A 23,634-nucleotide genomic window follows, 5' to 3' on the forward strand; every position below is an offset into this window, starting at 1 on the left:
CGCGGCGCGGACCCCCGTCCCCCGTCGTCCCCGGGCCCGGTTCCGGGCCGGTCCTCAGCCGGCCGCGGCGCCCCGCCGGGACAGCGCGAACGCGGCCGCCCCGGCCGCCAGGCCCGCCGACATCACCAGCGCCATGCTGGCCAGGCTCGCCTGGCCGGAAGCGGTCAGCCCGGCCAGCGCCGACAGCCCGCCGCCCAGCACGAACTGGAGCGACCCCATCAGCGCCGAGGCGGTCCCGGCCACCGACGCCGGCTGGCTGGACAGCGCCAGGGTGGTCGCGTTGGGGAACACGAACCCCATCCCGAACATCATGGTGAAGAAGACCCCGGTCAGCGCGTACAGCCCGGCGGTCCCCGCCACCCCGGCGACCGCCATCGCGGCCAGCGCGGCGATGGCGGCCCCGGCCACCGCCAGGCCGACCAGCAGCCGCCGCGAGGTCTCCAGCCGCCCGATCAGCCGCGCGTTGACCTGGGTGCCGATCATGATGCCCAGGGTGTTCACCGCGAACATCAGGCTGAACTGCTGGGCGCTGGCGCCGAACACCTCCGACTGCGACACCGTGGAGAAGGACCCGATGTAGGTGAACATCGCACCGAAGGACAGCCCCAGGGTGAGCACCGGGCCGATGAACCGGGCGTCGCGCAGCAGCCGCCACACCGTCGCCCCCAGCGTCCCCGGGCGCAGCGGGCTGCGCCGGTCGGCCGGCAGGCTCTCCGGCAGCCCGAAGAAGGCCGCGGCGAACGACAGCGCCGACACCCCGGCCAGCACCGCGAAGCTGAGCTGCCAGGGCCCCACCAGCAGCAGCTGGCCGCCCAGCACCGGGCCGAGCATCGGCGCCAGCCCGGTGATCAGCATCAGCCGGGAGAAGAACCGGGCCGCCTCGTCCCCGGTGAACAGGTCGCGCACCACCGCCCGGGAGATCACCGCGCCGGCCGCGCCGGCCATCCCCTGGATGAAGCGGAGCACCACCAGCACGCCCGCGTTGGGCGCGAAGACGCACGCCACCGAGACCAGGGTGAACACCGCGACGCCGATCAGCAGCGGGCGGCGGCGCCCCCAGGCGTCGCTCATCGGGCCGATGACCAGCTGGCCCAGCGCCAGGCCCAGCATGATCGCGGTCAGCGTCAGCTGGATCTGCGCCTCCGGGGCGCCCAGGTCGGCGGCGATCTGCGGGAACGCCGGCAGGTAGAGGTCGGTGGCCAGCGGACCGGTCGCGGTCAGGGTGGCCAGGACCAGCACCAGGACCGCGGTCCGGCGCGGGCCGGCCTGCGCGGGGGCCGGTGCGGCGGGCGCGGGGGACGCGACCGGTTCGGGCGGGCTCGTTCGGGACACGCCGGGCTCCTCTCAGGGGCGGGGACGGGGGGACGGGGCGGGCTCGCGCGAGCGGCGCCGAAGGTTCCCAACGCATTCCCGCAGAGATCCCATCCCCCGATGACGGGGAATCTCCGGTTTCCTCCCGCAGAGTGGCGCACCCCACCCGGATGCGCCAGAGCCCCGGCGGCCGCACCGCCGGGGCCCGCGCCGGGGGTCAGCCCTTCAGCGCCCCCAGGTGGTGCCGGCGCAGCACCAGCACCCCCATGCCGGCCAGGCAGCACGCCGCGCCCAGCAGGTAGGGCAGCTCCGGGCCGGCCTCCTCGCCGAGCTTGGTCGCGATGAACGGCGCCAGCGCCCCGCCCATCCAGCGCACGAAGTTGTAGCCGGCCGAGGCCACCGGGCGCGGCGCGTCCGACACCTCCATCGCCGCCTCGGTGAACACCGTGTTGTTCATCCCGATCGGCACGCCGGTCAGCACCACCGCCGCGATCACCCCGGGCTGCGCCGAGGCCAGCACCGACACCGCGATGGCCGCCTGCAGCACCAGCAGCAGCCCCAGCGACAGGTGCAGGGTGCGCACCGACCCCAGCCGGCGCTGCAGCCGCGGCGCGGCGAACACCGAGGAGACCGCGACCAGCACGCCCCAGGCGAAGAAGACCGCCCCGATGCCGTAGGGGCTCATGCCCAGCACGAACGGGGTGAAGGCCAGCACCGTGAAGAAGGCGAAGTTGTAGAAGAGCGCGGTGACCGCGGTGGTGGACAGCCCGCCGTGGGCCAGCGCGCGCAGCGGGTCGCTCAGCCGGGTCTTGGCCGCCGGCTTCGGCGGCGCCTTGAGCAGCGTGGTGATCAGCAGGAAGCCGACCGCCATCAGCACCGCGGTGCCGAAGAACGGCGCCCGCCAGTGCCAGTCGCCCAGCAGCGCGCCGACCAGCGGCCCCGAGGCGATGCCCACGCCCAGCGCCGCCTCGTACAGCACGATCGCCGACTCCATGCCGCCGACCGCCGCGCCGACGATCACCGCCAGCGCGGTGGCCACGAACAGCGCGTTGCCCAGGCCCCACCCGGCGCGGAAGCCGATCAGCTCGCCCACCGACCCGGAGGTCCCGGACAGCGCGGCGAAGACCACCACCAGGGCCAGGCCCAGCAGCAGGGTGGCCTTGCCGCCGATGCGGCTGGAGATGAACCCGGTGATCAGCATCGCCACAGCGGTCACCAGGAAGTAGCTGGTGAACAGGAGCGACACCTGGCTCGGCGAGGCGTCCAGGCCCTCGGCGATGGAGGGCAGGATCGGGTCGACCAGGCCGATGCCCATGAAGGCGACCACGGCGGCGAACGCCGTCGCCCACACCGACATCGGCTGGCGCCACGGGCCGGACGCCCTCCCCCGCCCGGCCGGGGCGGCGGGGGCGGTGCTCGGCGGTAAATCAGTCGTGGACATGGGTGTCCCCAGACCTCCATTCGTCGGGTCTCCCGTACGGAGACGCGGATCGGTCGATTGCTCTCCGGCGGTGCGCTACCCCTGCGGCGCGCGGGCGCACAGCCGGCCCAGCGCGGGCAGGGCGGCCCGCACCGCCTCGCGGTCGGCCTCGTCCAGCCCTTCCAGGCAGCGGGCCAGGAACTCCTCCCGGGCGGCGCGGCCCTGGGCCAGCAGCTCGCGGCCGTGCCCGGTGAGCTCGACGACCACCGCGCGGGCGTCCTCGGCGTCGGGCCGGCGCAGCACCGCGCCGGCCTGCTCCAGGCGGGTGAGCATCCCGGTCATGGTGGGGGTGCGCACCCCGTGCTCCTCGGCCAGCGCACTGACCCGCCGCGGCCCGCCGGCCAGCGACCCGAGCACGCCCAGCTGCTGGGAGGAGACCGCCATGTCGGCGGTGGCCCTGCGGGTGAGCAGGACGAGTTCGCGCAGTGCGGAGGCGAGGTCGTGCGGCAGATCGCCGGTGCAGGAGTTCACCCGGCCAGGATAAGCTTAGCTAGGCTAACTAATCAAGCGGGGGTGCTCCGCCTCCCCTGGAGCCGCCGGCAGGAGGCCCGCACGCCCCGGCAGGCGGCCGCGCGGACCGCCGACCGGCACTCGGCCGGGCACCGTCGAGGGGAACGCGGGCGCCGGGACGCCCCCGCGTCCGGTCCCCGGCCGCGGAAGCCGCACCGCCGAAGCCCGCCGCCAGGCGCAGAGCCCCACCGGACACCTCTCCGCGCCCTGCCCTGAGCTTGTTTTCAACCTGGGCGGGCGTGGTGCTCCTTCAGGCTCATGGCGCGTTCGGCCGTCTTTCCCACGCCATGGCGCGGTGCCCGAGCCGGTTCTTCGGGCCCGGGGGGCGCCCGGGGCCCGGAGCCGGGGGTCCGGGCGCACCGGCGGGACGGGCCGCCTCCGCGCGAACGCCGCGAAAGCCCCGCCGCACCCGCGCCGGGGCCGCTCCCGGGGGCGGCGCAGGTCCTCGGCGGCCGGGGCGGGCCGGGCGGAGCCGGGTGCGGGCGGCGATCACAGGACACGTCCACCCATCGGCCGCCTCGATGCCCCGGCCGCCCCCGAGGTTGAAGAACAAGCTGAGCGGGCGCGGCCCGGCTCCGCCCCTCCCGGACCGGCAGGCCGGTACGGCCGCCCGACCCGCCCCGGGACGCGGACGGCGACCGCCCGGACGGCGACCGCGTTGGAAAGCACAAGCGGCCCGCCCCCGAAGGGACGGGCCGCCCGGAACGCCGCCGGCGGCGGGTCAGGACACCAGGTCCGACGCCAGCCGGTCCAGCTCCGCCGCCGGGTCGGCGGTCAGGCCCGAGTGGATCGGGCCCGGCTGCACGATCGTGCTCCGCGGCGCCGTCAGCCAGCGGAACCGGCGCCCCGCCGGCTCCTCCCGCGCCGGGCCGGCCTCCGCGCCGCCCCGGCACACCATCTCCACCGCCTCCAGGGCGCGGCGCACCCCCGCCACGTCCGCGCCCGGGTCCAGCGCCAGCAGCCGCCCCTCGTCCAGGGCGCACCGCGCCGCCAGGAACCCCGCGGCCTGGCAGTACACGATCACCCCCGCGTTCACCAGCTCGCCCCGCTCGATCCGCGGGACCACCCGCACCAGCGCGTACTCGTACACCCTGCGCCGCCCGGCGGCGCCCGTCGCCACCGTGCTCATGCGGCCACCTCCGGCAGCCAGGCGCGGTCCGCCGCCCGCGCCGCCAGGTGCTCCACGTAGGCCTCGCGGACCTCCTCCGCCGACCCGAACCCCGGCTCGCCGTCCAGCCACGCGTCCGGCACCAGCGCCGCCACCTCGCGCAGCAGCGCCTCGTCCACCCGGGGCGCCAGCTCGGCGTCGGCCCCGGCGAGGTCCGGCGCGAACCCGGCCAGCACGTGGTCGGAGGCGTCGTAGCCGCGGCGCACCGCGCCCGCCGCCCCGGACCAGTTGTGGTGGAAGATCAGCGTCGCCCCGTGGTCGATCAGGTACGGCTCGCGGTGCCACACCAGCATGTTCGGGTTGCGCCAGGTCCGGTCCACGTTCCCGGTGAAGGCGTCGAACCACATCACCCGGCCCGCGAACCCCGGATCCGCCTCGCACACCAGCGGGTCGAACCCCAGCGCCCCCGGCAGGAAGTCCATGCCCAGGTTCACCCCGCCGCTGGCCTTCAGCAGCTCCTGGACCTCCTCGTCCGGCTCGCCGCGCCCGATCACCGCGTCGAACTCCAGCAGCACCAGCTCGGGCACCGGCAGCCCCAGGCGCCGCCCCAGCTCACCGGCGACCACCTCGGCCACCAGCGCCTTGCGGCCCTGACCGGCGCCCACGAACTTCACCACGTACATGCCGTCGTCGTCGGCCTCGACCAGGCCCGGCAGCGAACCGCCCTCACGCAACGGCAGGACATAACGCGTCCCCGCCACTTCTCTCAGCACGTCGGCAAGGATACGGCCGCCCCGGGACCGGCGCCCCCGCATTTCTCACCGGGCCCGGAACCGGTACCGGACGGTCCGCTCGTACACCTCGCCCGGGCGCAGCACCGCCCCCGGGAACTCCGGCCGGTTCGGCGCGTCCGGGTAGCCCTGCGGCTCCAGGCAGACCGACCCCCGCGGGCCGTAGACCCGCCCGCCCTTGCCCGCCAGGCCCCGCTCCACCCGGTTGCCCGAGTACACCTGCAGGCACGGCTGGTCGGTCTCCAGCTCCATCACCCGCCCCGACACCGGGTCGGACAGGACCGCCGCGGTGCGCACCCCGCCGCCCCCGCGCAGCACGAAGCCGTGGTCGTAGCCGGCGGTCACCGGGTCGGCCGCCAGCTCCGCGACGCCGTCCCCGATCCGCCGCTCCGCGCGCAGGTCCAGCGGACCCTCCACCGGCTCCACCCGCCCGGTCGGCAGCATGCCCTCCCCCACCGGGGTGAAGCGGTCCGCCTCCACCCGCAGCCCGTGGTCGAGCACGCTGCCCTCCTCCCCCGCGCCGGCGAGGTTGAAGTAGGCGTGGTTGGTCAGGTTCACCGGCGTCGCCGCGTCGGCCTCCGCCCGGTAGGACACCTCCAGCGCGCCGCCGCCCAGCCGGTAGGCCGCCCGCACCCGCAGCAGCCCCGGGTACCCCTCCGAGCCCGCCGGCGACGCGCACTCCAGCTCCACCGACGCCCCGCCGGCGGCGACCGCCCGCCACACCAGCAGGCCCAGCCGGCCCGCGCCCCCGCCGTGCAGGTGGTTGGGCGGCTCGTTGGCCGTCAGCCGGTGCTCCACCCCGTCCAGCTCGAACGCCGCCCCCGAGACCCGGTTGGCCACCCGGCCCACCGTCGCCCCCATGTGCGGGTTGGCCGGACCGGCGTACTCCTCCGCCGAGTCGAACCCCAGCACCACGTCGGCCGGCCGCCCCGAGGCGTCCGGGACCTCCAGCCCGACCAGCGCCGCCCCCAGGTCCGTCACCCGGGCGCGCATCCCCGCCCCGTCGTCCAGCTCGAACACCCGGACCCGCGCACCGCCCGGCCCCCGACCGAACGCCTCCACCGCCCCCACCCCTCCCGGTACCGGCCCGGCCGACCGCCGGCGCGCCGGAAACCCTACCGGCGGCCCGGCCCGCCCGGCCCGTGGAGGCCGCCGGGAAGACGGCCGGCGCCCGCCCGCCGGCCACCGCTGCGGCCCGCCGGCGGCCGGCCCTTCACCCGCCGGCGGGCCGCCCGGCGCGGAAGGCCGCGCGGGCGCCGGTGCGGCCCGCCCCACCGGCTCCGGCGGCGCCCCTCGGGCCGATCGCCGCGGCGGCCGCCCAGCGGGCGCTCCCGCTCCTCCCCCGGTTCACCGACCGCTGTGCGCCGGGGCCGGCGGCCGGCCCGCCCCACCGGTCGGGGCGGCCGCTCCCCGGCTCCCGGACCGGCCCCGGCCGGCGCTCCCGCGCGGGCGCGCGCCCGGCGCCCGGTCAGCCCTGCCCCTCCAGGCCGGCCCGCACCTCGGCGTAGCGCTCGCGCACCCACGGCACCGGGTCACCCGTGCGCACCTCCACACCGCCCGCCGCGCCCCACACCGGCGGCTCCGCCGCACCCGACAGCGCCCACGCCGCCTGCAGCGCCGCCCCGTCCGCCACGTACTGGCTCTCCGCCGGCACCGCCACCGGGCGGCCGAACACCCGCGGCGCGATCGAGCGCACCGCCTCCGAGCGCGCGCCCCCGCCGATCAGCAGCACCCGCTCCACCGGCACCCCGTTGGCCGACAGCGCGTCCACCGCGTCCGCCAGCCCGCACAGCATCCCCTCCACGAACGCCCGCGCCAGGTTGGCCGGCGTCAGGTTGCCCACCGCCGCCCCGTCCAGCCGCCCCCGCGCCTCCGGCAGGTTCGGGGTGCGCTCCCCCTCCAGGTAGGGCAGGAGCACCAGCCCCTCGGCCCCGGCCGGGGCCGACAGGGCCAGCCGGTCGAACTCCTCGCGCCCCACGCCCAGCGCCGACGCCCCCGCGTCCAGCACCCGCGCCGCGTTCAGCGTGCACACCAGCGGCAGGAACCCGCCCGCCGCGTCGGCGAACCCCGCCACCGCCCCGCTCGGGTCGGCCACCGGCGCCCCCACCGACGCGAACGCCGTACCCGACGTGCCCACCGACACCACCGCGTCGCCCGGGCCGATCCCCAGCCCCAGCGCCGCCCCCATGTTGTCGCCGGTGCCCACGCCGGCCACCCGCAGGTCCGGCCAGGCCCCGCCCGGGGCGCACTCCAGCGCCTCCCCCGGCGCCGCCACCCGGGGCACCCCGGCCTCCCGGCCGAGCGCCGCGCGCAGCAGGTCCCGCCGGTAGGCGCCGTCCGCCGCCGAGAAGTACCCGGTCCCCGAGGCGTCGCCCCGGTCGGTCACCGGCTCCGCCCCTCCGGTCAGCCGCCACGTCAGCCAGTCGTGCGGCAGCACCACCGACGCCGTCCGCTCCGCCGCCGCCGGCTCGTGCTCGGCCAGCCACCGCAGCTTGGACACGGTGAAGCTGCCCACCGGCACACTGCCCACCGCGCGCACCCACGCCTCCGGGCCGCCCAGCTCCGCCACCAGGTCGGCGGCGGCGCCCGCCGAGCGCGTGTCGTTCCACAGCAGCGCCGGCCGCACCACCTTCCCCGACTCGTCCAGCGCGACCATCCCGTGCTGCTGGGCGGCGACCGCGACCGCCTCCACCCCGTCCATCAGCCCGCCCGAGGCCGCCTCCTCCAGCGCACGCCACCACGCCTCCGGATCGACCTCGGTCCCCTCCGGGTGCGGCGCCCGCGCACTGCGCACCAGCACACCGTCCTCCGCCCTGCGCACGACGATCTTGGTCGACTGCGTCGAGGAGTCGACACCCGCAACAAGCCGCATGGGAACCTCCCGAGGGGAAACCGGAGAACGAGGAGGGCAGGGGAGCCAACCGGACACACCGCCCGCCGCGGGCCAGTCTTCCCACCCCGCGCGAGGCCGGTCAACACCGGCCCGGCGCCCCGCCGCACCCGCTTGCACCCAGGGTCCCCGTCCGTGTACTTTCCGTGCTGAATCCGAGTGGAGGCGGCCCGAACCCCGCCGCACGGCCCCACCGGGCCCGGCCCCGCGCATCCGCACCGCACCCCCTGGAGGACCCGTGCCCCGGCCCGCCCCGGCCCTCGCCGCCCTGATCACCGCGCTCGGCACCGCCCTGGCGCCGCCCGCGCACGCCCGCGCCGGCGGCATCGCCGGCCTCGCCGACGCCGCGGCCGAGCGGATCTCCGTCTCCCGCGACATCGCCGCCGCCAAATGGGCCGCCGGCACCCCCATCGACGACCCCGAGCGCGAAGCCCAGGTGCTGCGCGACACCACCGCGCAGGCCACCGCGGCCGGCGTCCCCGCCCGCACCGCCCGCGCCGTCGTCGGCGACCAGATCGAGGCGAGCAAGATCCTCCAGCGCGGCCTGCACGCCCGCTGGGCCGCCCGCCCCGGCCTCGGCCCCCGCGACGCCCCCGGCCTCACCGAGGTCCGCCCCCGCCTGGACGCCGCCACCCGGCGCCTCATCGCCGCCCTGGCCGCCTCCGCCGAGGAGCGCGCCTCCCCCGCCTGCGCCCGCACCGCCGACCGGCAGACCCGCGCCGCCGCCCGCCGCCACGGCCTCGACCCGCTGCACACCGCCGCCCTGCGCCGGGCCCTCGCCTCCGCCTGCGGCTGAACCCCGGTCACCAGGGCGGGCCCGGCCCCGCCGGCCGCACGGATCCCCGGCCGCTCAGTCGGTCGGGACCACCACCGCGCGGCCCTGGATCCGGCCCGCCTTCATCCGCTCGTACACCTCCGGCCCGCGCTCCAGCGGGTAGCGCTCCACGTGCACCCCCACCGCGCCCTGCCGGGCCAGGTCGACCAGCTCCAGCAGCTCGGAGCGGCCGCCCCAGTAGGTGCTCCGCACCGCCGTCCCGTACGGCACCGTCCCGAAGCCCACCGGCAGCGCCCCGCCGCCGATCCCGACCACGTCCAGTCCGGCGTCCTTGGCCAGCATCCGGGCGCCCAGCTCCACCGTCGGCTGGGCGCCCACGAAGTCGAGCACCGCCTGCGCCCCGGCGCCGCCGGTCAGCTCGCGCACCTTCTCCACCGCGCCCTCGCCGGAGCGGAGCACGTGGTGGGCGCCGACCTTCCGGGCCAGCTCCAGGCTCTCCTCGCGCACGTCCAGCGCCACCACCTCCGCGCCGGTCACCGCCCGCAGCAGCTGCACCGCCACGTGCCCCAGCCCGCCCACGCCGATGACCACCGCCGTGCCGCCCGGGTACAGCCGCTCCGCCGAGCGCCGGATCACGTGGTAGGGGGTCAGCCCCGCATCGGTCAGCGGCACCGTCCGCACCGGGTCCAGGTCCCCCAGCGGGACCACGTGCCGCGCGTCGTCGACCAGCATGTACTCGGCCAGCGCCCCCGGCCGCCCCAGCCCCGGCGGGAAGATGCCCAGCTCCTCGGCGCGCGCGCAGTAGTTCTCCAGCCCCAGCGAGCACTCCCGGCACCGGCCGCACCCCCACGGCCCGTACACCAGCACCGCCTCGCCCACCGGCACCGAGGCGACCCCCGGCCCGACCGCCTCCACCACGCCCGCGGCCTCGTGCCCCAGCGTCAGCGGCAGCGGGTACCCCAGCTGGTCGGCGGGGAGCGCCATCACCGCCAGGTCGGAATGGCACACCCCCGCCGCCGTCACCCTGAGCAGCAGCTCCCCCGGTCCCGGCTCGGGGACCGGCACCTCCACCACCTCCGGGGCCCGCCCGGCCTCCAGGTACTGCACGGCACGCATCGCTCCACCTCCGTCGCATCGGGCGCCGCGCGGCGCCGGGCCGCGCACCCGTCGGCAACCGGTCTTCCCCTCCCGGCTCCTCGGCGACCCCAGCGGAACTTCAAGGAGCGGCCACCGCGGCCCCTCCCCGGGCGGCCCGCGGGCCGGACCCCTCCTGGTCTGTGATGCAATGTCCACAGCTCGGAGAGCCCGCGGCGGCTCCCGAGGCGAGCAACGGAACACATGCATAGGAAGGTTGGTGTCCGATGACCAACCGCGCGTACGTGATCGCAGGGTCAGAGGCCACCGGCGGCGCCGGGATCCAAGCCGACCTCAAGGCCTTCCAGGAACTCGGCGTCTACGGGATGGGGACGATCACCTGCATCGTCTCCTTCGACCCCGGCAACGGCTGGGCGCACCGGTTCGTCCCGGTCGACCCGTCCGTCATCGCCGACCAGATCGAGGCCGCCACCTCCTGCCACGACCTCGACACCGTCAAGATCGGCATGCTCGGCACCCCCGACACCATCGACGTGGTCGCCAAGGCCCTGAGCGCCCGGCCCTGGCGGCACGTGGTGCTGGACCCGGTCCTGATCTGCAAGGGGCAGGAGCTCGGCGCGGCCCTGGACACCGACAAGGCCCTCACCTCGCAGATCCTCCCGCTGGCCACGGTGATCACCCCCAACCACTTCGAGGCGCGCACCCTCGCCGGGATGGAGCGCATCGACACCGAGGAGGACCTGGTGGAGGCCGCGCGGCGGATCCACGCCCTGGGCCCGCGGCACGTGATCGCCAAGGGCGGCACCGAGCTGCCCGGCCCCGACGCGGTCGACGTCCACTTCGACGGCGAGAACACCACCGTGCTGCGCGCCCCCAAGATCGGCCGGGAGCGGGTGAGCGGCGCGGGCTGCACCTTCGCCGCCGCGATCACCGCCGAACTGGCCAAGGGCGCCGAGGTGGGCGAGGCCGCCGCCACCGCCAAGCGGATGGTCCGCGAGGGCATCGCCCAGCGGCTGACCACGCACGCCCCCTTCGCGTCGGTGGTCCCCATCGCCCCGCAGGGCTGATCCGCGGGGGCCGGGGCGGGGCCCGGCCGCCCCGCCCCGGCCCCCGCGGCTCGTCGCACCGAGGCCGCCGGCGCCCCGGGCCGGCCGCTCCGACGTGGGAGGATCGCGCCATGAGCACCTCCATGACACCGGAGCGGATCGCCCGCCGGACCTCCGCCGCCGTCGACGCGGCCGTGCGGGCCGGGCGCGCCCTGGGCCTCACCGTGACCGACGCCCGGGTGCTGCACGACGTGTTCTCGGTCGTCGTCCGCCTGTCCCCCGCGCCGGTCGTGGCCCGGATCCCCGTCGTCCTGCCGGAGAGCGAGGACCCCGGCTCCCTGGCCCGCCGCCAGCAGGCGGAGCTGGACGTCGCCCGGTGGCTCGACGAGCAGGGCACCCCGGTGATCCCGCCCAGCCCCCTCGTGCCGCGCGAGCCGGTCCGGCACGGCGGGTTCTCCATGACGTTCTGGCGGTTCACCGAGGAGGACCGGGGCCGGGAGCCCGACTACGCGGCCAACGCCGAGAGCGTCGCCGACCTGCACGCCGCGATGCGCGGCTACCCGGGCGAGCTGTCGTTCCTGTCCGCGGCCGAGCCCCGGTTCGTCTCCGAGCACCTCGCCCTGCTGGAGGAGCGCCCCGACCTCATCGGCCGGGCCGACCTGGACCGCGCGCACCGCGAGTGGCGGGTGCTGGAGCCGCTCGTCCGCTCGCGCGCGGCGTTCGAGGAGCGGTTCCCGGGCATCGAGGTCCGGCCCGTGCACGGCGACTCCCCGCCCGCGAACGTCTTCCCCGGGATCGACGGGGACCTCTACTCCGACTTCGAGCTGGTCACCCTGGGTCCCGTCGAGTGGGATCTGGCCGGCCTCGGCCCGCAGCTGGAGGCCGCCTACGACCGGGGCGCGCGGCGCAACGGCATGCGCCCGCTGGACGCGGGCGTCCTGGGCTTCGTGAACGCGGTGGGGATGATGCGGGCCATCGCCCTCCTCGCGCTCGAACCGCAGCTGCCCGCGCTGGTGGAGTTCGTGGAGCCGGCCATCGGGCAGTGGCGGGCGATGCCGTTCGCGGGCGGCCTGGCCGACTGAGGGCGGGGGTACCGGATCCGGCGTTCTCCGGATCCGGTTCGGGCCGGTGGTGCCCGGGGTGTTCTCCGGTGCTTCTCCTGCTGGGGTCTGAAAACCACGACCTTTACCGCGTAGATTCACAAACCGGACTTCTCTCCCCTTTTCCCTCCCGACGTGCGGCTCAGTGCAGCCCGCGCTTCCCCGGGGTCCAGAAGGGCACCGTGCGGACGTCCTCCCGGGGCCAGCCGCGCACCGAGACCAGGTGGTGGCGGACCATCTGGCAGGTGCGGGCCTCCCCCGCCACATAGGCCGCCCCGGGGGCGTCCGGGAGATCGACGCCGGCCAGCGCGTCCACCAGGGTGCGCGACGAGGCCGCCGGCGCCCCTCCCCGGTGTACCCGGACCACGGAGTGCCCTTCGGGGAACGGCGGCTCGTCCCGCCCGTCCGCGCTCTCCAGCACGGCGCGGACCTCGGCCCCGCCGCCGAGCGCGCGCACCATCGGCCAGAAGGCGGCGGTCGCCGTCTCCTCCCCGACGAACAGGTGGTGCCCGGCCTCCGGCCGCACCGCGAAGTCGCCGCGCGGCCCCCAGAAGACCACCCGGTCGCCCACCTCGGCCGCCCGCGCCCAGGCCAGGCCGATCCCGCCCTCGCCCTCGGGTGCGTAGAGGTGGACCAGGACGTCGAAGGCCCGGTCCTCCGCGGAGAACTCCCAGACGGTGTAGGTGCGCAGCGTCTCCTTCGGGCGCACGATCCCGTACAGCGAGAGCGGGTCGTTGATCTGGACCCGCACGTGCCGGCCGGGCTCCCAGGAGAGCCTGTCCAGCTCCGGCGAGGCGATGCGGATCCGCAGCATCGACGGGGCGACCCGCTCGACCTCGGCCACCTCGCCCTCCGCGAAGTGCTCGGCGAAGACCCGCGCCAGGGGGTTGCGCGCGGGGGTGCGCTGCATGCTCATCGGTCCTCCTCCATCATCGGTTAGAGCTCTTCATCTTAGTTAGAGCCTCTAACTCAATCTAGACCCTCTATCCTCGTACCGCGCCCCCAGGACTGCCGACGGAAGGCGGAGAGCCGCAGCGATGCCCCATGCGACCAGCGGAGAGACCGGATCCGGACGCCGCGAGCGGGTCCGCCGGGCCACCCGGGAGGAGATCCGGGCGACGGCGCGCGCCCTGCTCACCGAGCGCGGCGCCGAGGCGGTCACGGTCAACGCCGTCGCCCGCGGGATGGGGATGAGCGGCCCCGCCCTGTACCGCTACTACGACGGCCGCGACGCGCTGCTGGAAGCGGTCACCGCCGACTTCTACGCCGAGCTCACCGGGGCGATGCGGTCCGCCCGGGACGCCCTGGCCGACCGGCCCGCCGCGGACCGGCTGCTGGCCTCCTGCCGCGCCATGCGCTCCTGGGCGGTGGCGCACCCCGCCGAGTTCCGCTGGATGTTCGCCGGCCCCGCCCCGGAGCAGGACCGCCGCTCCCCCGGCTCCCCGGTCCACCGGGCCGCCGAGAGCTTCGGCCAGGTCTTCCTCGACCTGATCGCCGAGATCTGGCGCGACGCCCCCTTCCCCGCCACCCCGCTGCGGGAGCACCCCGAGGCCCTGCGCCGCCAGCTCACCGAGTACTCCGAGCGGATCGGCGGCCTGCTGCCGCCCGAGGCCGTACACGTCTTCCTCGAATGCTGGATCCGGCTGTACGGCCTGCTGGTCATGGAGGCGCTGGGGCAGCTGGACTTCGCCTACACCGACCTGGAGCCGGTCTTCGAGGGGCGGCTGCGGGCCCTCTGCCGGGACCTGGGTGTGGAGTACGCCCCCGAGGGCGGGGAGCCCTCACCCCGGTGACCCCGGAGCACGCGGGGGACTTTGGCGATGGGCGCCCGCACCCGGCGCATCGGCGCTAGAATCGCAGGCGCTATGTGTGCCATGTTCATGACCCGCTCCGTCGGCACGGCCCGGTGCGGGATGCCCCTGTACTACCCCCGCCACCGGTCCGCAGCCCCGGACCGGGTGCCCGGCGTCCTCTCCTGAGCCGGCCTTCGCGCCGACTCCGACGCCCCGCGCCTCCTCCGCCGAGGCGCCGCTGCGCCGTGCCCTCCCGCCCGCTGCCGCATCCGCGGCCGGCGGGCTGAGCACCGCAGCCCTCTGACGCCCCGCCGCCCCGGTCCGGGCCCGTTCGCCATGTCTGACGAGCACCGGACGGGCGGCGCGGAGCGCGTTCCCAGGACCCGCCCGCACCCCCGTCCCTGTCGGCCGCCGCGACCGCGGCGGCAGGAACGGACCCTCAGTGGTGCACACGCACCGGCCGCACGGCCACCGCAGCAGTACGCCCGAAGCGCGCGGACGCCGCCGCACGCTCTCCCAGAACCACCTCACCGACGCCTCGGTCGCCCGCCGGCTGGTACGGCTGGCCGACCCCGCCCCGGGCGGCCTGGTGCTCGAGGTCGGCGCCGGGGACGGGATGATCACCCGGCACCTGGCCCGCACCCCCGCGCACGTGGTCGCCTACGAGCTGGACCCGGCCTTCGCCTCCCGGCTGGCCGAGCGCTACGCCGACCGCCCCCGCGTCGACGTGCGCGGCGCCGACTTCCTCCGGGCGAAGCCGCCCCGGGAGTCCTTCTCCGTGGTCGGCAACATCCCCTACTCGCGCACCGCCGACATCGTGGAATGGTGCCTGCGCGCCCGCTCCCTGTCCTCGGCCGCGCTCCTCACCCAGCTGGAGTACGCGCGCAAGCGCACCGGCGCGGCCGGCCGCTGGTCGAAGCTGACCGTGGCGACCTGGCCGCAGCTGGAGTGGCGGTTCGCCGGCCGGGTGCAGCGGAACCGCTTCCACCCGGTCCCCCGGGTCGACGGCGGGATCCTGCACCTGGCCCGCAGGGAGCGGCCGCTGATCCCGGGGAGCATGCTGGGCGAGTACCGGAAGCTGGTGGCGGAGGGCTTCACCGGCACGGGCGGCTCGCTGCGCGCCTCGCTGCGCCGCTCCCACCCCGGGCAGCGGGTGGACGCCGCCCTGCGCGCCGCGGGCGTGCCGTTCGGCACCGTGGTCGCGTTCGCCTCCCCCGACCAGTGGGTCACGCTCGCCTGCCACCTGCTCGGTATAGAACAGGGGGACGGAGGCCGGGCCTCCGAGCGGACCCGCTGACCGCCCCGGGCGCCGGCGGCCGAGGACGGCGGCCCCGGCGCCCGGCCCCTCCCCGGAGCCGGCCGGACCGGGCCGGGGAGGGAGCCGCCCGGGCGCGGTCCGCCGGCGCCTCGGCGGCGCGGCGGCGCGGCCCCGGGGTCCGGGCGGCGGGGCGCCCCGGCGGCGGCTCTGCGATGGGACCGCAACGGAACGGCGACCGAAGGGACCGACCGTGAGCACCGAGGACGACGTCCGCCGACTGGCCACCGCGCTGCCGGAGGTGACCGAGCGGCCCTGCTACGGCACCCCGGCGTTCTACGTCTCGGGCAGGATCTTCGCCCGCCTGCACGACGAGCCCGGCGTGCTGGTCTGCTGGCGCGCGAGCATGGAGGAGCGCCAGGTCCTGCTGGACGCCGACCCGGAGAAGTTCTTCACCACCGACCACTACCGGGGGCACGCCGGCGTCCTGGTCCGGCTGGGCCGGGTCGGCACCGGGGAGCCGGCCGAACTGCTCGCCGAGGCGTGGGAGGCCCGCGCCCCGAAGCGGCTCCGGCGGCCGCCCGGGTGAGCGGGCCCTCCCGAGGGCGGCGCGGGCGCGGAACGGCCCGGGGCGGGGCCCTCGCTCCGCCTCCCCGCCGCCCCTCCGACGCGGATGCTCGCGGGAGGGGGCGGAACCGGGGCGGCTCCGCCGCGAAGCGGCCGGGTCTGCGGAGCGCGGGCCCCGCGGAGGAAGGCGGCGCCCGGGGCGGCCGCGGGGGCGCGGGTCAGCCCTCTTCCCCGCCGGACTCCTCTTCACCGGGTCCCTCGAAGCCCGGTTCGGTGCGGGCCGAGCGCCAGGCCGCCTCGAACTCCCCGGCTCCGATCTCCATCGCCAGGTACCTGGGGTCGTGCAGGTCCGTCGGCGGGTTGATCGGCCAGTCGGCCATGTGGCGGCGGACCTTCCCGCCGTCCGGGAGGAGCTCCACGTTGCGCAGCTGGCGGGTGTCCGGGCCGAGTTCGATCAGGAAGACGCTCTCCTGCTCGCCGCCCTCCCGCTCGTCCCAGCGCAGGTGGACCCGCTCGCGCCCGGCCAGCTCGCCGTAGCCGGGCAGGTGCCGGTAGGCGTCGCGCTTGGCGCGCAGGGCCGCGACGAGCGACCCCTGCGGCGGGTCGTGCAGGTCGGCCTCCTCCAGGTCCGCGTCGCCCTCCATTCCGGCGATGACCTCGGGGTCGGTGACCACTTCGACCTCGGCGCAGGCGTCCAGCACCGCCTCGGCGGACCCGGCGCGGACCCAGGACCACGCGCCGCCCATCCCGTAGTCGTGCACGATGAGGTAGCGGGGCACGGGATCAGTCCTCCTCCGGTTCGGTCCGCCCGGGGCCGGCCGGGCCGTCCGCGGGCGCGGTCCGCCAGTGGGCGGCCACGGCGGCCGCGCCGGCCAGCCAGCCGAAGACGATCGCCCCGTCCGCCGTCCCCTCCGGCAGGAACGCGGTCCACCAGCCCGTCGGCTCGTCCGTGTGCAGCTCGGCGGCTCCGGCCTCGGAGAACAGCTTCCCCTCCAGCCGGGCCGCTCCCACCGGATCGAACGATTCGTCGGAGGTGTGCGCGAACCATCCGAAGCTTCCGGAGGTGCCCCACCCGCCCGAGAAGATCGGGCCCGAGCGGCTGAACGTCTTCTCCAGGCCGTCCCCGGCGGCCGAGCCGAGCACGCAGGCGCCCCAGGCCAGCAGGAAGAGCGCGACGAGTCCGCGCTCCAGGCGGATGCCCGCGCTCCCCCACCAGACCAGTCCCGCCGTGACGGCGACCGCCAGCGCGGCGCCGGCCAGCGCCGCGGGTATGTCCAAGGGCATCGCGGTGAGCGGCCCCCAGGCGGCGATGGCGGCGGTCGGTGCGAGTACGGCGAGGAGCACCGCCGTGCGGCGTGCGTCCCGCTGGTCCGGTCGGGGCATGCGGGGAAGGCTAGCGGCCCGGCGCACCCGCCGCATCAGGCGAGGTCGGGAGCGCGGCCTCCGTCCGGCCCGCGGTGCTCCGAGTCCCCGTTCTCAGTCCCCCGCAGGGTCCGCCGGGGCGGCCGGGTCGGCCGGGTCGGAGGAGCGGCGGTAGGCCACCACCCCCGCCAGGGCCGGCACCCAGCCCAGGTACCAGGCGCTCTCGACGCCCTGGGGGAACCTCTGGTGGTCCTCGGCGAACGCGGTGGCGCTCATGAACCGGAGGTCCGTCGGCGCGTCCTCCTCCGCCGCCCCGGCGGCACCGTAGTCCCAGCCGGCCTCCTGCCCTCCCCCGGGCGCGTAGGCGAACCATCCGAAGTCCTCTTCGGTCCCCCAGGTGATCCCGGAGCCCGGGAGGAGGTCGCCGTCGAGTGCTCCGGTCGCGGCTCCGCCGGTCCCGGCGCCCAGTACGCACGCGCCCCAGCCGAGCAGGAAGAGCGCGGCGCCGCCCCGGCGCGCCCGGATCCCCGGGACCGCCCACCACACCAGGGCGGCGGTGACGGTCGCCGCGACGACCAGGCCGACCGCCTCGGGGAGGAGGCGGGACGGGGCAGTGAAGAGCAGCCCCGCTCCGGCGATGAGGGCTGCGGGGACGAGCACTGCGGCGGTGACCGCCTTCCGGCGGCGCGGATCGGGCTGAGGCATGCGGGGCAGGGTAGCGCCCCCTGCCCACCGTCCTCCCGCCGCCCCCGCACCGCCCGTGATGATCTTGACGTTGCGGGGGCATCAGAGGGCACTGATACCCCCGCAACGTCAAGATCATCGGGCTGGAAGGGCCGCCGGCGAGGATCGCAGAGCCGCCCTCGCTCCTGCTTCACCGCGGAGGGGGCGGACGCGCCGCGATGGTGGTGTGCGGCCCTGCCGGGTGGGGCCGGGGGCGGTGGGTCCCGGGGCGACGGCCCCGCCGCGTCAGGACGGGGCCCGGCTGCGGGCCGCCTCCAGGGCCGCGTGCAGGCCGTCGTCGTGCCGGAGGGCCGCGGTGATGCGGTCGTCGGCCAGGGTGAACAGGGTGGCGGTGCGCACCGCGGGCGCGGCCGGCCCGGCGTCCGCGCGGTCGGGCCAGCGGGCGTCCTGCTCGACGACGAGGACGCCCGGGGAGACGTGGTGCCAGGCCCGCGCGTCCAGGCGGATCCCGGCCCGGTCGATCCAGTCGAGGAGGACGCCGACCCCGCGCGCCCCGCCCTGCGGGCCGCCGACCTCGATGTCCGGGGCGGCCACACGGCGGGCCGCGTCGCCGTCCCGCTCGTTGACCGCGCGGTGCCACTCCTCGACGAGACCCCGTTCGCGTGCCGTCCGGTCGTCCGCCTCGGCGCTCATCGCCCCACCTCTCAACATCTATGCGTTCCGCATGGACTATCCTATGCGAACAGCATACGTTCCCTTCGGCGGAGGAGGCGGTCGCGCCATGCGGGACTTCGGCGGAACCGGAACCGGGGTGCGCGGGCGGCCCCGCGCGGCCCGGCGCCCGGCGGCACGCGGCCGCGCGGAAGCGCGCGTCCGCTCGGCCGGGCGGGCCGGAACGGGAGCGGGTAGGAGAGACGCGGCGACGGGTCCGCTCGGACTCCCCGCTCGCGGCGGTCTCCGGGGGCCCGCCCGGGGCGGGGCCGGATGAGACCGGACGCGGACGGCCCCGGCCCCGGCCCCGGCCCCGGGCGGACGCTCTTCCGGTTCGTCCGGCACTGGTCCCGGCGGATCCCCGGCGCCGGCCCCGAGCGCGGCCGCGACGTCATGGTCACCGAGGCGGTCCTCGCCCGGCAGGAGGAGGGCGGCGCGACGGTGAACGCCGTCGCCGAGGAGCTCGGCATCGACCAGTCCGGTGCCAGCAGGCTCGCCGCGCAGGCGGAGCGGCGCGGCTACCTGCGCAAGGCCCCGGCCCCGGGGGACGCCCGGCGCCGCGTACTGGTCGTCACCGACGAGGGCGCCGAGCTGCTGCGCGCGGCCCACCGCCGGCAGGAGTCGGTCTTCGCCGGGCTGACCGCCGACTGGACCGGCGCCGAGGTCGAGGAGTTCCACCGGCTGATGCGGCGGCTCACCGCCGCCCGGCACGACCCGCCGGACCGCGGAGGCCGCTCCGAGCGGGGGTAGGCCCCAACCCGCCCTCGCCACCTCACCGGGGCGGCCGGCCCCGCTCCGCCCGGGTCCGGCGGACGGCCGCACTCGCTCCTCGGGCGGGTCCGGCCGGCCCCCGGGAGGCCGGAAGGGCGGGGAAGGACGAGGTCCCGCCCCCTGCCTTCCTCCGCACCGTGCGCGCCGGTGGCGGGGGAACCGGCCCCGGTCCAGGCCGCGGGCCCGGCACGGCACGGCACCGGCGTCCGGGCCTCCCCCTCCGCCGAAGGCCCACGGCCGCGCCCTTCCGGCGCCACCGCCGCCGGCGCGGTCCTCGGGCGACCGGAGCGGACGGCCGACAGGGGCCGCGGGTGCGCGCCCGCGGCCGCACGCGGTCCGGGGCGCCCCCGGCGGCCTGCGGGCGCTCGCCTCGGCAGCGGAGAGAGCGCGCCCCGGAGGCGCTGCGCGAGCGCCGGGGACCGCCCGAGCGGACGCGCTGTCGGCGGGAGTCGGGATACTGGGAGGCGTCCGGACACGGGGAACGATCGGTTGGGGGCGGTTTGCGCGTCCTGCACGGCGCATGGGGCGACCACGGCGGCCTGCTGCTGTGGGCGGAGGACTCCTCGCTCCCCGGACGGACCGGATCGCGGGCCAGGGTGCGGCCGCACCCGTTCGCGCTGCCCGCCGAGGCGCTGGCGGAGCTGGTCGGCGAGGCCGCGCAGGCGCCCGGCGCCGCCGGCTGGGGCGGCGAGGCCGCGCTGCTGCTGCCCGGCTCCGCGTCCGCCCCGGCCCCCTCCCCCGCGCTCGGCCCCCTGGCCGGCGCCCCTGCGACGCGCCCCTCCGGGCTGCGCCGGTGGCGGGTCCCGGTGCTCGCGCCCCCGGCCGGGGCGGCGCCCCGGCTGCTCTCCGGGCTGCGCGAGGCGGCCCGCGGCGACCTGGCGTTCGGCCCCGGACTGCACCACCTGCTCGCCGTGGAGGCGTTCGCGCGGCGCCTGGCCGACACCGGGCGGCTGCTCCCGCGGATCGTGCAGGAGGACGGCGGGGCGCCCGCCGCGCGCTGGCGCCCGGTGCTGCGCGGCGCCGACGCCGCGCACTTCCGCGCCCTGGCCGAGGCGCTCCCCCCGTCCGCCCTGGCCCACCGCCCGGACCCCGGAGAGGACGCCGGCGGCGGGACCGGGGCCGGTCCGGTCCATGAGGCGCTGTGCGCGCTGGCCGACGCCGCCGCGCGCACCCGGCTGGCCGGCGCGCCCTCCCGTGCGGCCCGCTCCGCCGATGCCGCCGCCCTGGTCCGCGCCCTGGCCTCGGACGGCGCCGGGCTGGACCGGGCCGCCGCCGGGACCGCCGCGGCGCTGCGCTCCTGGCACCGCCGGGCCGAGGACCCGCGCGGCGCCGCCCGGCTCCTGTTCCGCCTGGTCGAACCGGACCGGGAGGAGCGCGCCCCCGGCGCCCCCGAGGTGTGGCGGGTGGAGTTCTGGGTGCAGTCCTCCACCGACCCCAGCCTGCAGCTGCCGCTCTCCGAGATGTGGCTCGGCGAGGGCGGCGCGTGGCTCCCCGACGATGTGGAGTCGCTGGTCCTGCGCGACCTGGAGCGCGCCGCCCGGCACTACCCGCCGATCCGCGACGAGCTGGCGGAGCTGGCCCCGGCCGCGGTGTCCATGGGCACCGGCGGCGCCTACGCCTTCATCCGGGACGCCGCGCCGCGGCTGGACGCGGCCGGGTTCGCCGTGGTGCTGCCGGACGGGATGGACGGCGCCCGGCTGGGCCTGCGCCTCACCGTCCGCGAGCAGGAGCCACCGCCGGCCTCCGGCGGCGGCATCGGCCCCACCGAGCTGCTCGACTTCTCCTTCCAGGCGGTGCTCGGCGAGGAGCCGGTGGACCTGGAGGAGCTGGCCGAGCTGGCCCGGCTCAAGCGCCCCCTGGTGCGGCTGCGCGGCCGGTGGGTGGAGGTCGACCCGGCGCACCTGCGGGCCGCCCTGGACTTCCTGCGCCGCCGGGGCAGCGGGGCCATGCGGCGGGAGGAGGCGCTGCGCGCCGCCGTCGCCGGCGCGGCCGGCGCCCCGCTCCCCGTCACCGGGGTGGACGCCGACGGCGCCCTGGGCGACCTGCTGAGCGGGGCCGCCGAGCACCGGGTGGAGCCGATGGACGACCCGGACGGCTTCGACGGGTCGCTCCGCCCCTACCAGCGGCGCGGCGCCTCGTGGCTGCGCTTCCTGGGCCGGCTCGGGCTGGGCGCGGTGCTCGCCGACGACATGGGGCTGGGCAAGACCGTGCAGCTGCTGGCGCTGCTCTGCGACGAGCGGGCCTCTCCCGGCGAGGCGGCGGCGCCCGGCCCGACCCTGCTGGTCTGCCCGGTGTCGCTGGTGGGCAACTGGCAGCGGGAGGCCGCCCGGTTCGCGCCCAAGCTGCGGGTGCGCGCCCACCACGGCCCGTCCCGGCCGCACGGCAACGCGCTGGCCCGTGCGGTCGGCGGGGCCGACCTGGTCGTCACGACCTACGGGGTGGTGCTGCGCGACGCCGAGGAGCTGGCGGCGCTGCCCTGGCACCGGGTGGTGTGCGACGAGGCGCAGGCGGTCAAGAACGCCTCGACCCGCCAGGCGCGGGCGGTGCGCGAGCTGCCCGCGGACTCCAGGATCGCGCTCACCGGCACCCCGGTGGAGAACGACCTGGGCGAGCTCTGGTCGATCATGGAGTTCGCCAACCCGGGGCTGCTCGGGCCGCAGGCCGCGTTCCTGCGCGGCGCCGCCGCGATCGAGCGGGCCGTCGCCGAGGGCGAGGGCGGGCGCGCCGCCGACCCGCTCAAGCGCGCCACCGGCCCGTTCATCCTGCGCCGGGTCAAGACCGACCGGTCGATCATCACCGACCTGCCGGAGAAGAACGAGTTCCGCACCTGGTGCACGCTCACCCCGGAGCAGGCCACGCTCTACAAGGCGGTGGTGGAGGAGATGACCGAGCGCCTCGACGACGCCGACGGCATCCGGCGCAAGGGGCTGGTGCTGGCGTCGATGGCCCGGCTCAAGCAGATCTGCAACCACCCCGCGCAGTTCCTCGGCGACGGGTCGGCGCTGGCCGGGCGGTCGGGCAAGCTGGACCGGCTGGAGGGCCTGCTGGAGGAGGCGCTGGCCGAGGGCGACCGGGCGCTCTGCTTCACCCAGTACACCGAGCTGGGCCACCGGCTCGCCCCCTACCTGGCGGCGCGGCTGGGCCGGGAGGTGCTGTGGCTGCACGGCGGCACGCCGCGGGCGAAGCGGGAGGAGATGGTGCGCCGGTTCCAGGAGGCGGACGGGCCGATGGTGTTCCTGCTGTCGCTGAAGGCCGCCGGCACCGGGCTGACCCTGACCGCGGCCAACCACGTGGTCCACATCGACCGGTGGTGGAACCCGGCGGTGGAGGACCAGGCCACCGACCGGGCGTTCCGCATCGGCCAGCGGCGCGACGTGCAGGTCCGCAAACTGGTGTGCGTGGGCACCCTGGAGGAGCGGGTGGACGAGATGATCGAGCGGAAGAAGGCGCTGGCGCAGAGCGTGGTGGGCACCGGGGAGGAGTGGCTGACCGGGCTGTCCACCGAGGAGCTGCGCGAGGCGGTCCGGCTGGCCCCCGAGGCGGTGGCCCGTTGACCGGCGGCGCGGGCGGCGGCGCGGAGGCGCCCGGCCGGGGCGGCCGGGGACGGTGGTGGTCGCGGCGGTTCTTCGAGGCGCTGGAGGCCGGGGCCGAGCCGGGCCGGCTGGAGCGGGGCCGGGCCTATGCGGCCGGCGGGGCCGTGCACGGCCTGAAGGTCTCCGCGGGCGAGGTGCTGGCGCGGGTGCAGGGCTCCCGGGCCCGCCCCTACCGGGTCAGCCTGATCCGGCCCCGGCTGGAGGAGGAGGCCTGGGAGCGGCTGTCGGCGGCGCTGGCCGGGCAGCCGCTGTTCCGCGCCCGGCTGCTCGCCGGCGAGCTGCCGCCGGAGGTGGAGCGGGTCTTCGGGCTGCTCGGCGCGGACCTGTTCCCGCGCGGCCTGGACGACCTGGTGGCGACCTGCTCCTGCCCGGACTGGGGGCACCCGTGCAAGCACGTCGCCGCCGCGCTGTACGTGCTCGCCGCCGACCTGGACGGCGACCCGTTCCTGCTGCTCGCCTGGTTGGGCCGGGAGCGCGGCGACTTCCTCTCCGGGCTGCGCCGGCACGCCCGCCCCGGCGGCCCGGACGGCGGTGAGGAGCAGGCCGGCGGCCCGTTCGCCGACGCCCCGCTCCCGGCCGCCCCCGCGCTCTCCGCGCCGCCGGAGGACCCGGAGTCCTTCTGGGCCGCCCCGGCCCTGCCCCGCCCGCCCGAGGAGCCGCTCCGCGCGGAACCGGCCCTGTTCGCCGCCGACCCGCCGGAGGGCGCCGAGGCGCTGCTGGACGCGCTGGAGCCGCTGTACGCCCGGCTGACCGCCCCGCCCGGTTGAGCGCCGCCCCGCTTCTCCTCGCCGG

The 23,634-nt window shown here is 77.5% G+C and carries 22 protein-coding genes; 9 read left to right on the forward strand and 13 right to left on the reverse strand.

Annotated elements, in window-relative coordinates:
- Positions 1 to 54: 54 nt before the first annotated feature.
- The 7 genes from J0910_RS17140 to xylB all read right to left on the reverse strand — a co-directional run bounded on the left by J0910_RS17140 (position 55) and on the right by xylB (position 8,072).
- Positions 55 to 1,332, reverse strand: coding sequence for a multidrug effflux MFS transporter (locus J0910_RS17140; protein WP_420159527.1), 1,278 nt, complete (start codon positions 1,330 to 1,332; stop codon positions 55 to 57).
- A gap of 196 nt (positions 1,333 to 1,528) precedes the next feature.
- On the reverse strand, positions 1,529 to 2,752 hold the full coding sequence (locus J0910_RS17145; RefSeq protein ID WP_420159528.1) for an MFS transporter: 1,224 nt from the start codon (positions 2,750 to 2,752) through the stop codon (positions 1,529 to 1,531).
- Positions 2,753 to 2,827: 75 nt separating this feature from the next.
- On the reverse strand, positions 2,828 to 3,262 hold the full coding sequence (locus tag J0910_RS17150; protein WP_420159529.1) for a MarR family winged helix-turn-helix transcriptional regulator: 435 nt from the start codon (positions 3,260 to 3,262) through the stop codon (positions 2,828 to 2,830).
- A gap of 760 nt (positions 3,263 to 4,022) precedes the next feature.
- Positions 4,023 to 4,430 (reverse strand): DUF3037 domain-containing protein, encoded by a 408-nt coding sequence (locus J0910_RS17155; RefSeq protein WP_420159530.1) that lies wholly within the window; start codon positions 4,428 to 4,430, stop codon positions 4,023 to 4,025.
- Entirely contained in the window at positions 4,427 to 5,194 is a 768-nt protein-coding gene (locus tag J0910_RS17160) for a HipA family kinase (RefSeq protein WP_420162014.1), read from the reverse strand. The genes J0910_RS17155 and J0910_RS17160 overlap by 4 nt, the downstream gene beginning before the upstream one ends.
- A gap of 33 nt (positions 5,195 to 5,227) precedes the next feature.
- Positions 5,228 to 6,262 carry an aldose epimerase family protein gene (locus tag J0910_RS17165; RefSeq protein WP_420159531.1) on the reverse strand — a complete coding sequence of 345 codons (1,035 nt, stop codon included), beginning with the start codon at positions 6,260 to 6,262 and terminating at the stop codon, positions 5,228 to 5,230.
- Positions 6,263 to 6,668: 406 nt separating this feature from the next.
- Positions 6,669 to 8,072, reverse strand: a complete 1,404-nt coding sequence (xylB, locus tag J0910_RS17170; protein ID WP_420159532.1) for a xylulokinase — start codon at positions 8,070 to 8,072, stop codon at positions 6,669 to 6,671.
- Between the two features lie 256 nt (positions 8,073 to 8,328).
- Between xylB and aroQ the strand changes: the two genes are divergently transcribed.
- A complete protein-coding gene (aroQ, locus tag J0910_RS17175; protein WP_420159533.1) occupies positions 8,329 to 8,886 on the forward strand; it encodes a gamma subclass chorismate mutase AroQ in 558 nt (185 codons plus the stop codon).
- 54 nt (positions 8,887 to 8,940) lie between these two features.
- Here the strand turns inward: aroQ and J0910_RS17180 are convergent, their stop codons facing one another.
- Positions 8,941 to 9,981 carry an NAD(P)-dependent alcohol dehydrogenase gene (locus J0910_RS17180; protein WP_420159534.1) on the reverse strand — a complete coding sequence of 347 codons (1,041 nt, stop codon included), beginning with the start codon at positions 9,979 to 9,981 and terminating at the stop codon, positions 8,941 to 8,943.
- A gap of 245 nt (positions 9,982 to 10,226) precedes the next feature.
- On the opposite strand from J0910_RS17180, the gene thiD reads away from it, so the two are divergent.
- Positions 10,227 to 11,027: a bifunctional hydroxymethylpyrimidine kinase/phosphomethylpyrimidine kinase gene (gene thiD / locus J0910_RS17185; RefSeq protein WP_420159535.1), complete on the forward strand. Its 801-nt coding sequence runs from the start codon at positions 10,227 to 10,229 to the stop codon at positions 11,025 to 11,027.
- Between the two features lie 110 nt (positions 11,028 to 11,137).
- Entirely contained in the window at positions 11,138 to 12,088 is a 951-nt protein-coding gene (locus J0910_RS17190) for a phosphotransferase (RefSeq protein WP_420159536.1), read from the forward strand.
- A 160-nt stretch (positions 12,089 to 12,248) separates the two neighbouring features.
- On the opposite strand, the gene J0910_RS17195 is transcribed toward J0910_RS17190, so the two are convergent.
- Positions 12,249 to 13,022 carry a siderophore-interacting protein gene (locus tag J0910_RS17195; protein ID WP_420159537.1) on the reverse strand — a complete coding sequence of 258 codons (774 nt, stop codon included), beginning with the start codon at positions 13,020 to 13,022 and terminating at the stop codon, positions 12,249 to 12,251.
- Between the two features lie 121 nt (positions 13,023 to 13,143).
- Here J0910_RS17195 and J0910_RS17200 point away from each other — a divergent pair, with 121 nt between their 5' ends.
- The 3 genes from J0910_RS17200 to J0910_RS17210 all read left to right on the forward strand — a co-directional run bounded on the left by J0910_RS17200 (position 13,144) and on the right by J0910_RS17210 (position 15,743).
- Complete coding sequence (locus J0910_RS17200) at positions 13,144 to 13,899, forward strand: TetR/AcrR family transcriptional regulator (RefSeq protein WP_420159538.1); 756 nt, start codon at positions 13,144 to 13,146, stop codon at positions 13,897 to 13,899.
- Between the two features lie 442 nt (positions 13,900 to 14,341).
- Positions 14,342 to 15,196 carry an ErmE/ErmH/ErmO/ErmR family 23S rRNA (adenine(2058)-N(6))-methyltransferase gene (erm, locus tag J0910_RS17205; RefSeq protein ID WP_420159539.1) on the forward strand — a complete coding sequence of 285 codons (855 nt, stop codon included), beginning with the start codon at positions 14,342 to 14,344 and terminating at the stop codon, positions 15,194 to 15,196.
- Positions 15,197 to 15,407: 211 nt separating this feature from the next.
- Positions 15,408 to 15,743 carry an MmcQ/YjbR family DNA-binding protein gene (locus tag J0910_RS17210; protein WP_420159540.1) on the forward strand — a complete coding sequence of 112 codons (336 nt, stop codon included), beginning with the start codon at positions 15,408 to 15,410 and terminating at the stop codon, positions 15,741 to 15,743.
- A 196-nt stretch (positions 15,744 to 15,939) separates the two neighbouring features.
- Here J0910_RS17210 and J0910_RS17215 read toward each other — a convergent pair whose 3' ends face one another.
- The 4 genes from J0910_RS17215 to J0910_RS17230 all read right to left on the reverse strand — a co-directional run bounded on the left by J0910_RS17215 (position 15,940) and on the right by J0910_RS17230 (position 18,460).
- Positions 15,940 to 16,500: a hypothetical protein gene (locus tag J0910_RS17215; protein ID WP_420159541.1), complete on the reverse strand. Its 561-nt coding sequence runs from the start codon at positions 16,498 to 16,500 to the stop codon at positions 15,940 to 15,942.
- 4 nt (positions 16,501 to 16,504) lie between these two features.
- Positions 16,505 to 17,104 (reverse strand): hypothetical protein, encoded by a 600-nt coding sequence (locus J0910_RS17220; protein WP_420159542.1) that lies wholly within the window; start codon positions 17,102 to 17,104, stop codon positions 16,505 to 16,507.
- A gap of 93 nt (positions 17,105 to 17,197) precedes the next feature.
- Positions 17,198 to 17,788, reverse strand: a complete 591-nt coding sequence (locus J0910_RS17225) for a hypothetical protein (RefSeq protein WP_420159543.1) — start codon at positions 17,786 to 17,788, stop codon at positions 17,198 to 17,200.
- Between the two features lie 264 nt (positions 17,789 to 18,052).
- Positions 18,053 to 18,460 (reverse strand): nuclear transport factor 2 family protein, encoded by a 408-nt coding sequence (locus J0910_RS17230; protein WP_420159544.1) that lies wholly within the window; start codon positions 18,458 to 18,460, stop codon positions 18,053 to 18,055.
- 291 nt (positions 18,461 to 18,751) lie between these two features.
- Here J0910_RS17230 and J0910_RS17235 point away from each other — a divergent pair, with 291 nt between their 5' ends.
- From J0910_RS17235 to J0910_RS17245, 3 genes are all read left to right on the forward strand, one after another.
- On the forward strand, positions 18,752 to 19,228 hold the full coding sequence (locus J0910_RS17235; protein WP_420159545.1) for a MarR family winged helix-turn-helix transcriptional regulator: 477 nt from the start codon (positions 18,752 to 18,754) through the stop codon (positions 19,226 to 19,228).
- A gap of 521 nt (positions 19,229 to 19,749) precedes the next feature.
- Entirely contained in the window at positions 19,750 to 22,803 is a 3,054-nt protein-coding gene (locus J0910_RS17240; RefSeq protein ID WP_420159546.1) for an SNF2-related protein, read from the forward strand.
- Complete coding sequence (locus J0910_RS17245) at positions 22,800 to 23,609, forward strand: SWIM zinc finger family protein (RefSeq protein ID WP_420159547.1); 810 nt, start codon at positions 22,800 to 22,802, stop codon at positions 23,607 to 23,609. The genes J0910_RS17240 and J0910_RS17245 overlap by 4 nt, the downstream gene beginning before the upstream one ends.
- Positions 23,610 to 23,634 lie beyond the last annotated feature (25 nt).

The sequence above is a fragment of the Nocardiopsis oceanisediminis genome (assembly GCF_048595525.1).
GTDB classification, from domain to species: Bacteria; Actinomycetota; Actinomycetes; order Streptosporangiales; family Streptosporangiaceae; genus Nocardiopsis_A; species Nocardiopsis_A oceanisediminis.

Excerpts from the sequence above, each read along its gene's own strand:
- J0910_RS17180 (WP_420159534.1), bottom strand. The coding sequence starts at position 9,981 with ATGCGTGCCGTGCAGTACCTGGAGGCCGGGCGGGCCCCGGAGGTGGTG.
- J0910_RS17195 (WP_420159537.1), bottom strand. The coding sequence starts at position 13,022 with ATGAGCATGCAGCGCACCCCCGCGCGCAACCCCCTGGCGCGGGTCTTC.
- J0910_RS17190 (WP_420159536.1), top strand. The coding sequence starts at position 11,138 with ATGAGCACCTCCATGACACCGGAGCGGATCGCCCGCCGGACCTCCGCC.
- J0910_RS17155 (WP_420159530.1), bottom strand. The coding sequence starts at position 4,430 with ATGAGCACGGTGGCGACGGGCGCCGCCGGGCGGCGCAGGGTGTACGAG.
- J0910_RS17230 (WP_420159544.1), bottom strand. The coding sequence starts at position 18,460 with ATGAGCGCCGAGGCGGACGACCGGACGGCACGCGAACGGGGTCTCGTC.
- J0910_RS17145 (WP_420159528.1), bottom strand. The coding sequence starts at position 2,752 with ATGTCCACGACTGATTTACCGCCGAGCACCGCCCCCGCCGCCCCGGCC.
- J0910_RS17225 (WP_420159543.1), bottom strand. The coding sequence starts at position 17,788 with ATGCCTCAGCCCGATCCGCGCCGCCGGAAGGCGGTCACCGCCGCAGTG.
- J0910_RS17235 (WP_420159545.1), top strand. The coding sequence starts at position 18,752 with ATGAGACCGGACGCGGACGGCCCCGGCCCCGGCCCCGGCCCCGGGCGG.
- J0910_RS17220 (WP_420159542.1), bottom strand. The coding sequence starts at position 17,104 with ATGCCCCGACCGGACCAGCGGGACGCACGCCGCACGGCGGTGCTCCTC.
- thiD (WP_420159535.1), top strand. The coding sequence starts at position 10,227 with ATGACCAACCGCGCGTACGTGATCGCAGGGTCAGAGGCCACCGGCGGC.
- xylB (WP_420159532.1), bottom strand. The coding sequence starts at position 8,072 with ATGCGGCTTGTTGCGGGTGTCGACTCCTCGACGCAGTCGACCAAGATC.
- J0910_RS17200 (WP_420159538.1), top strand. The coding sequence starts at position 13,144 with ATGCCCCATGCGACCAGCGGAGAGACCGGATCCGGACGCCGCGAGCGG.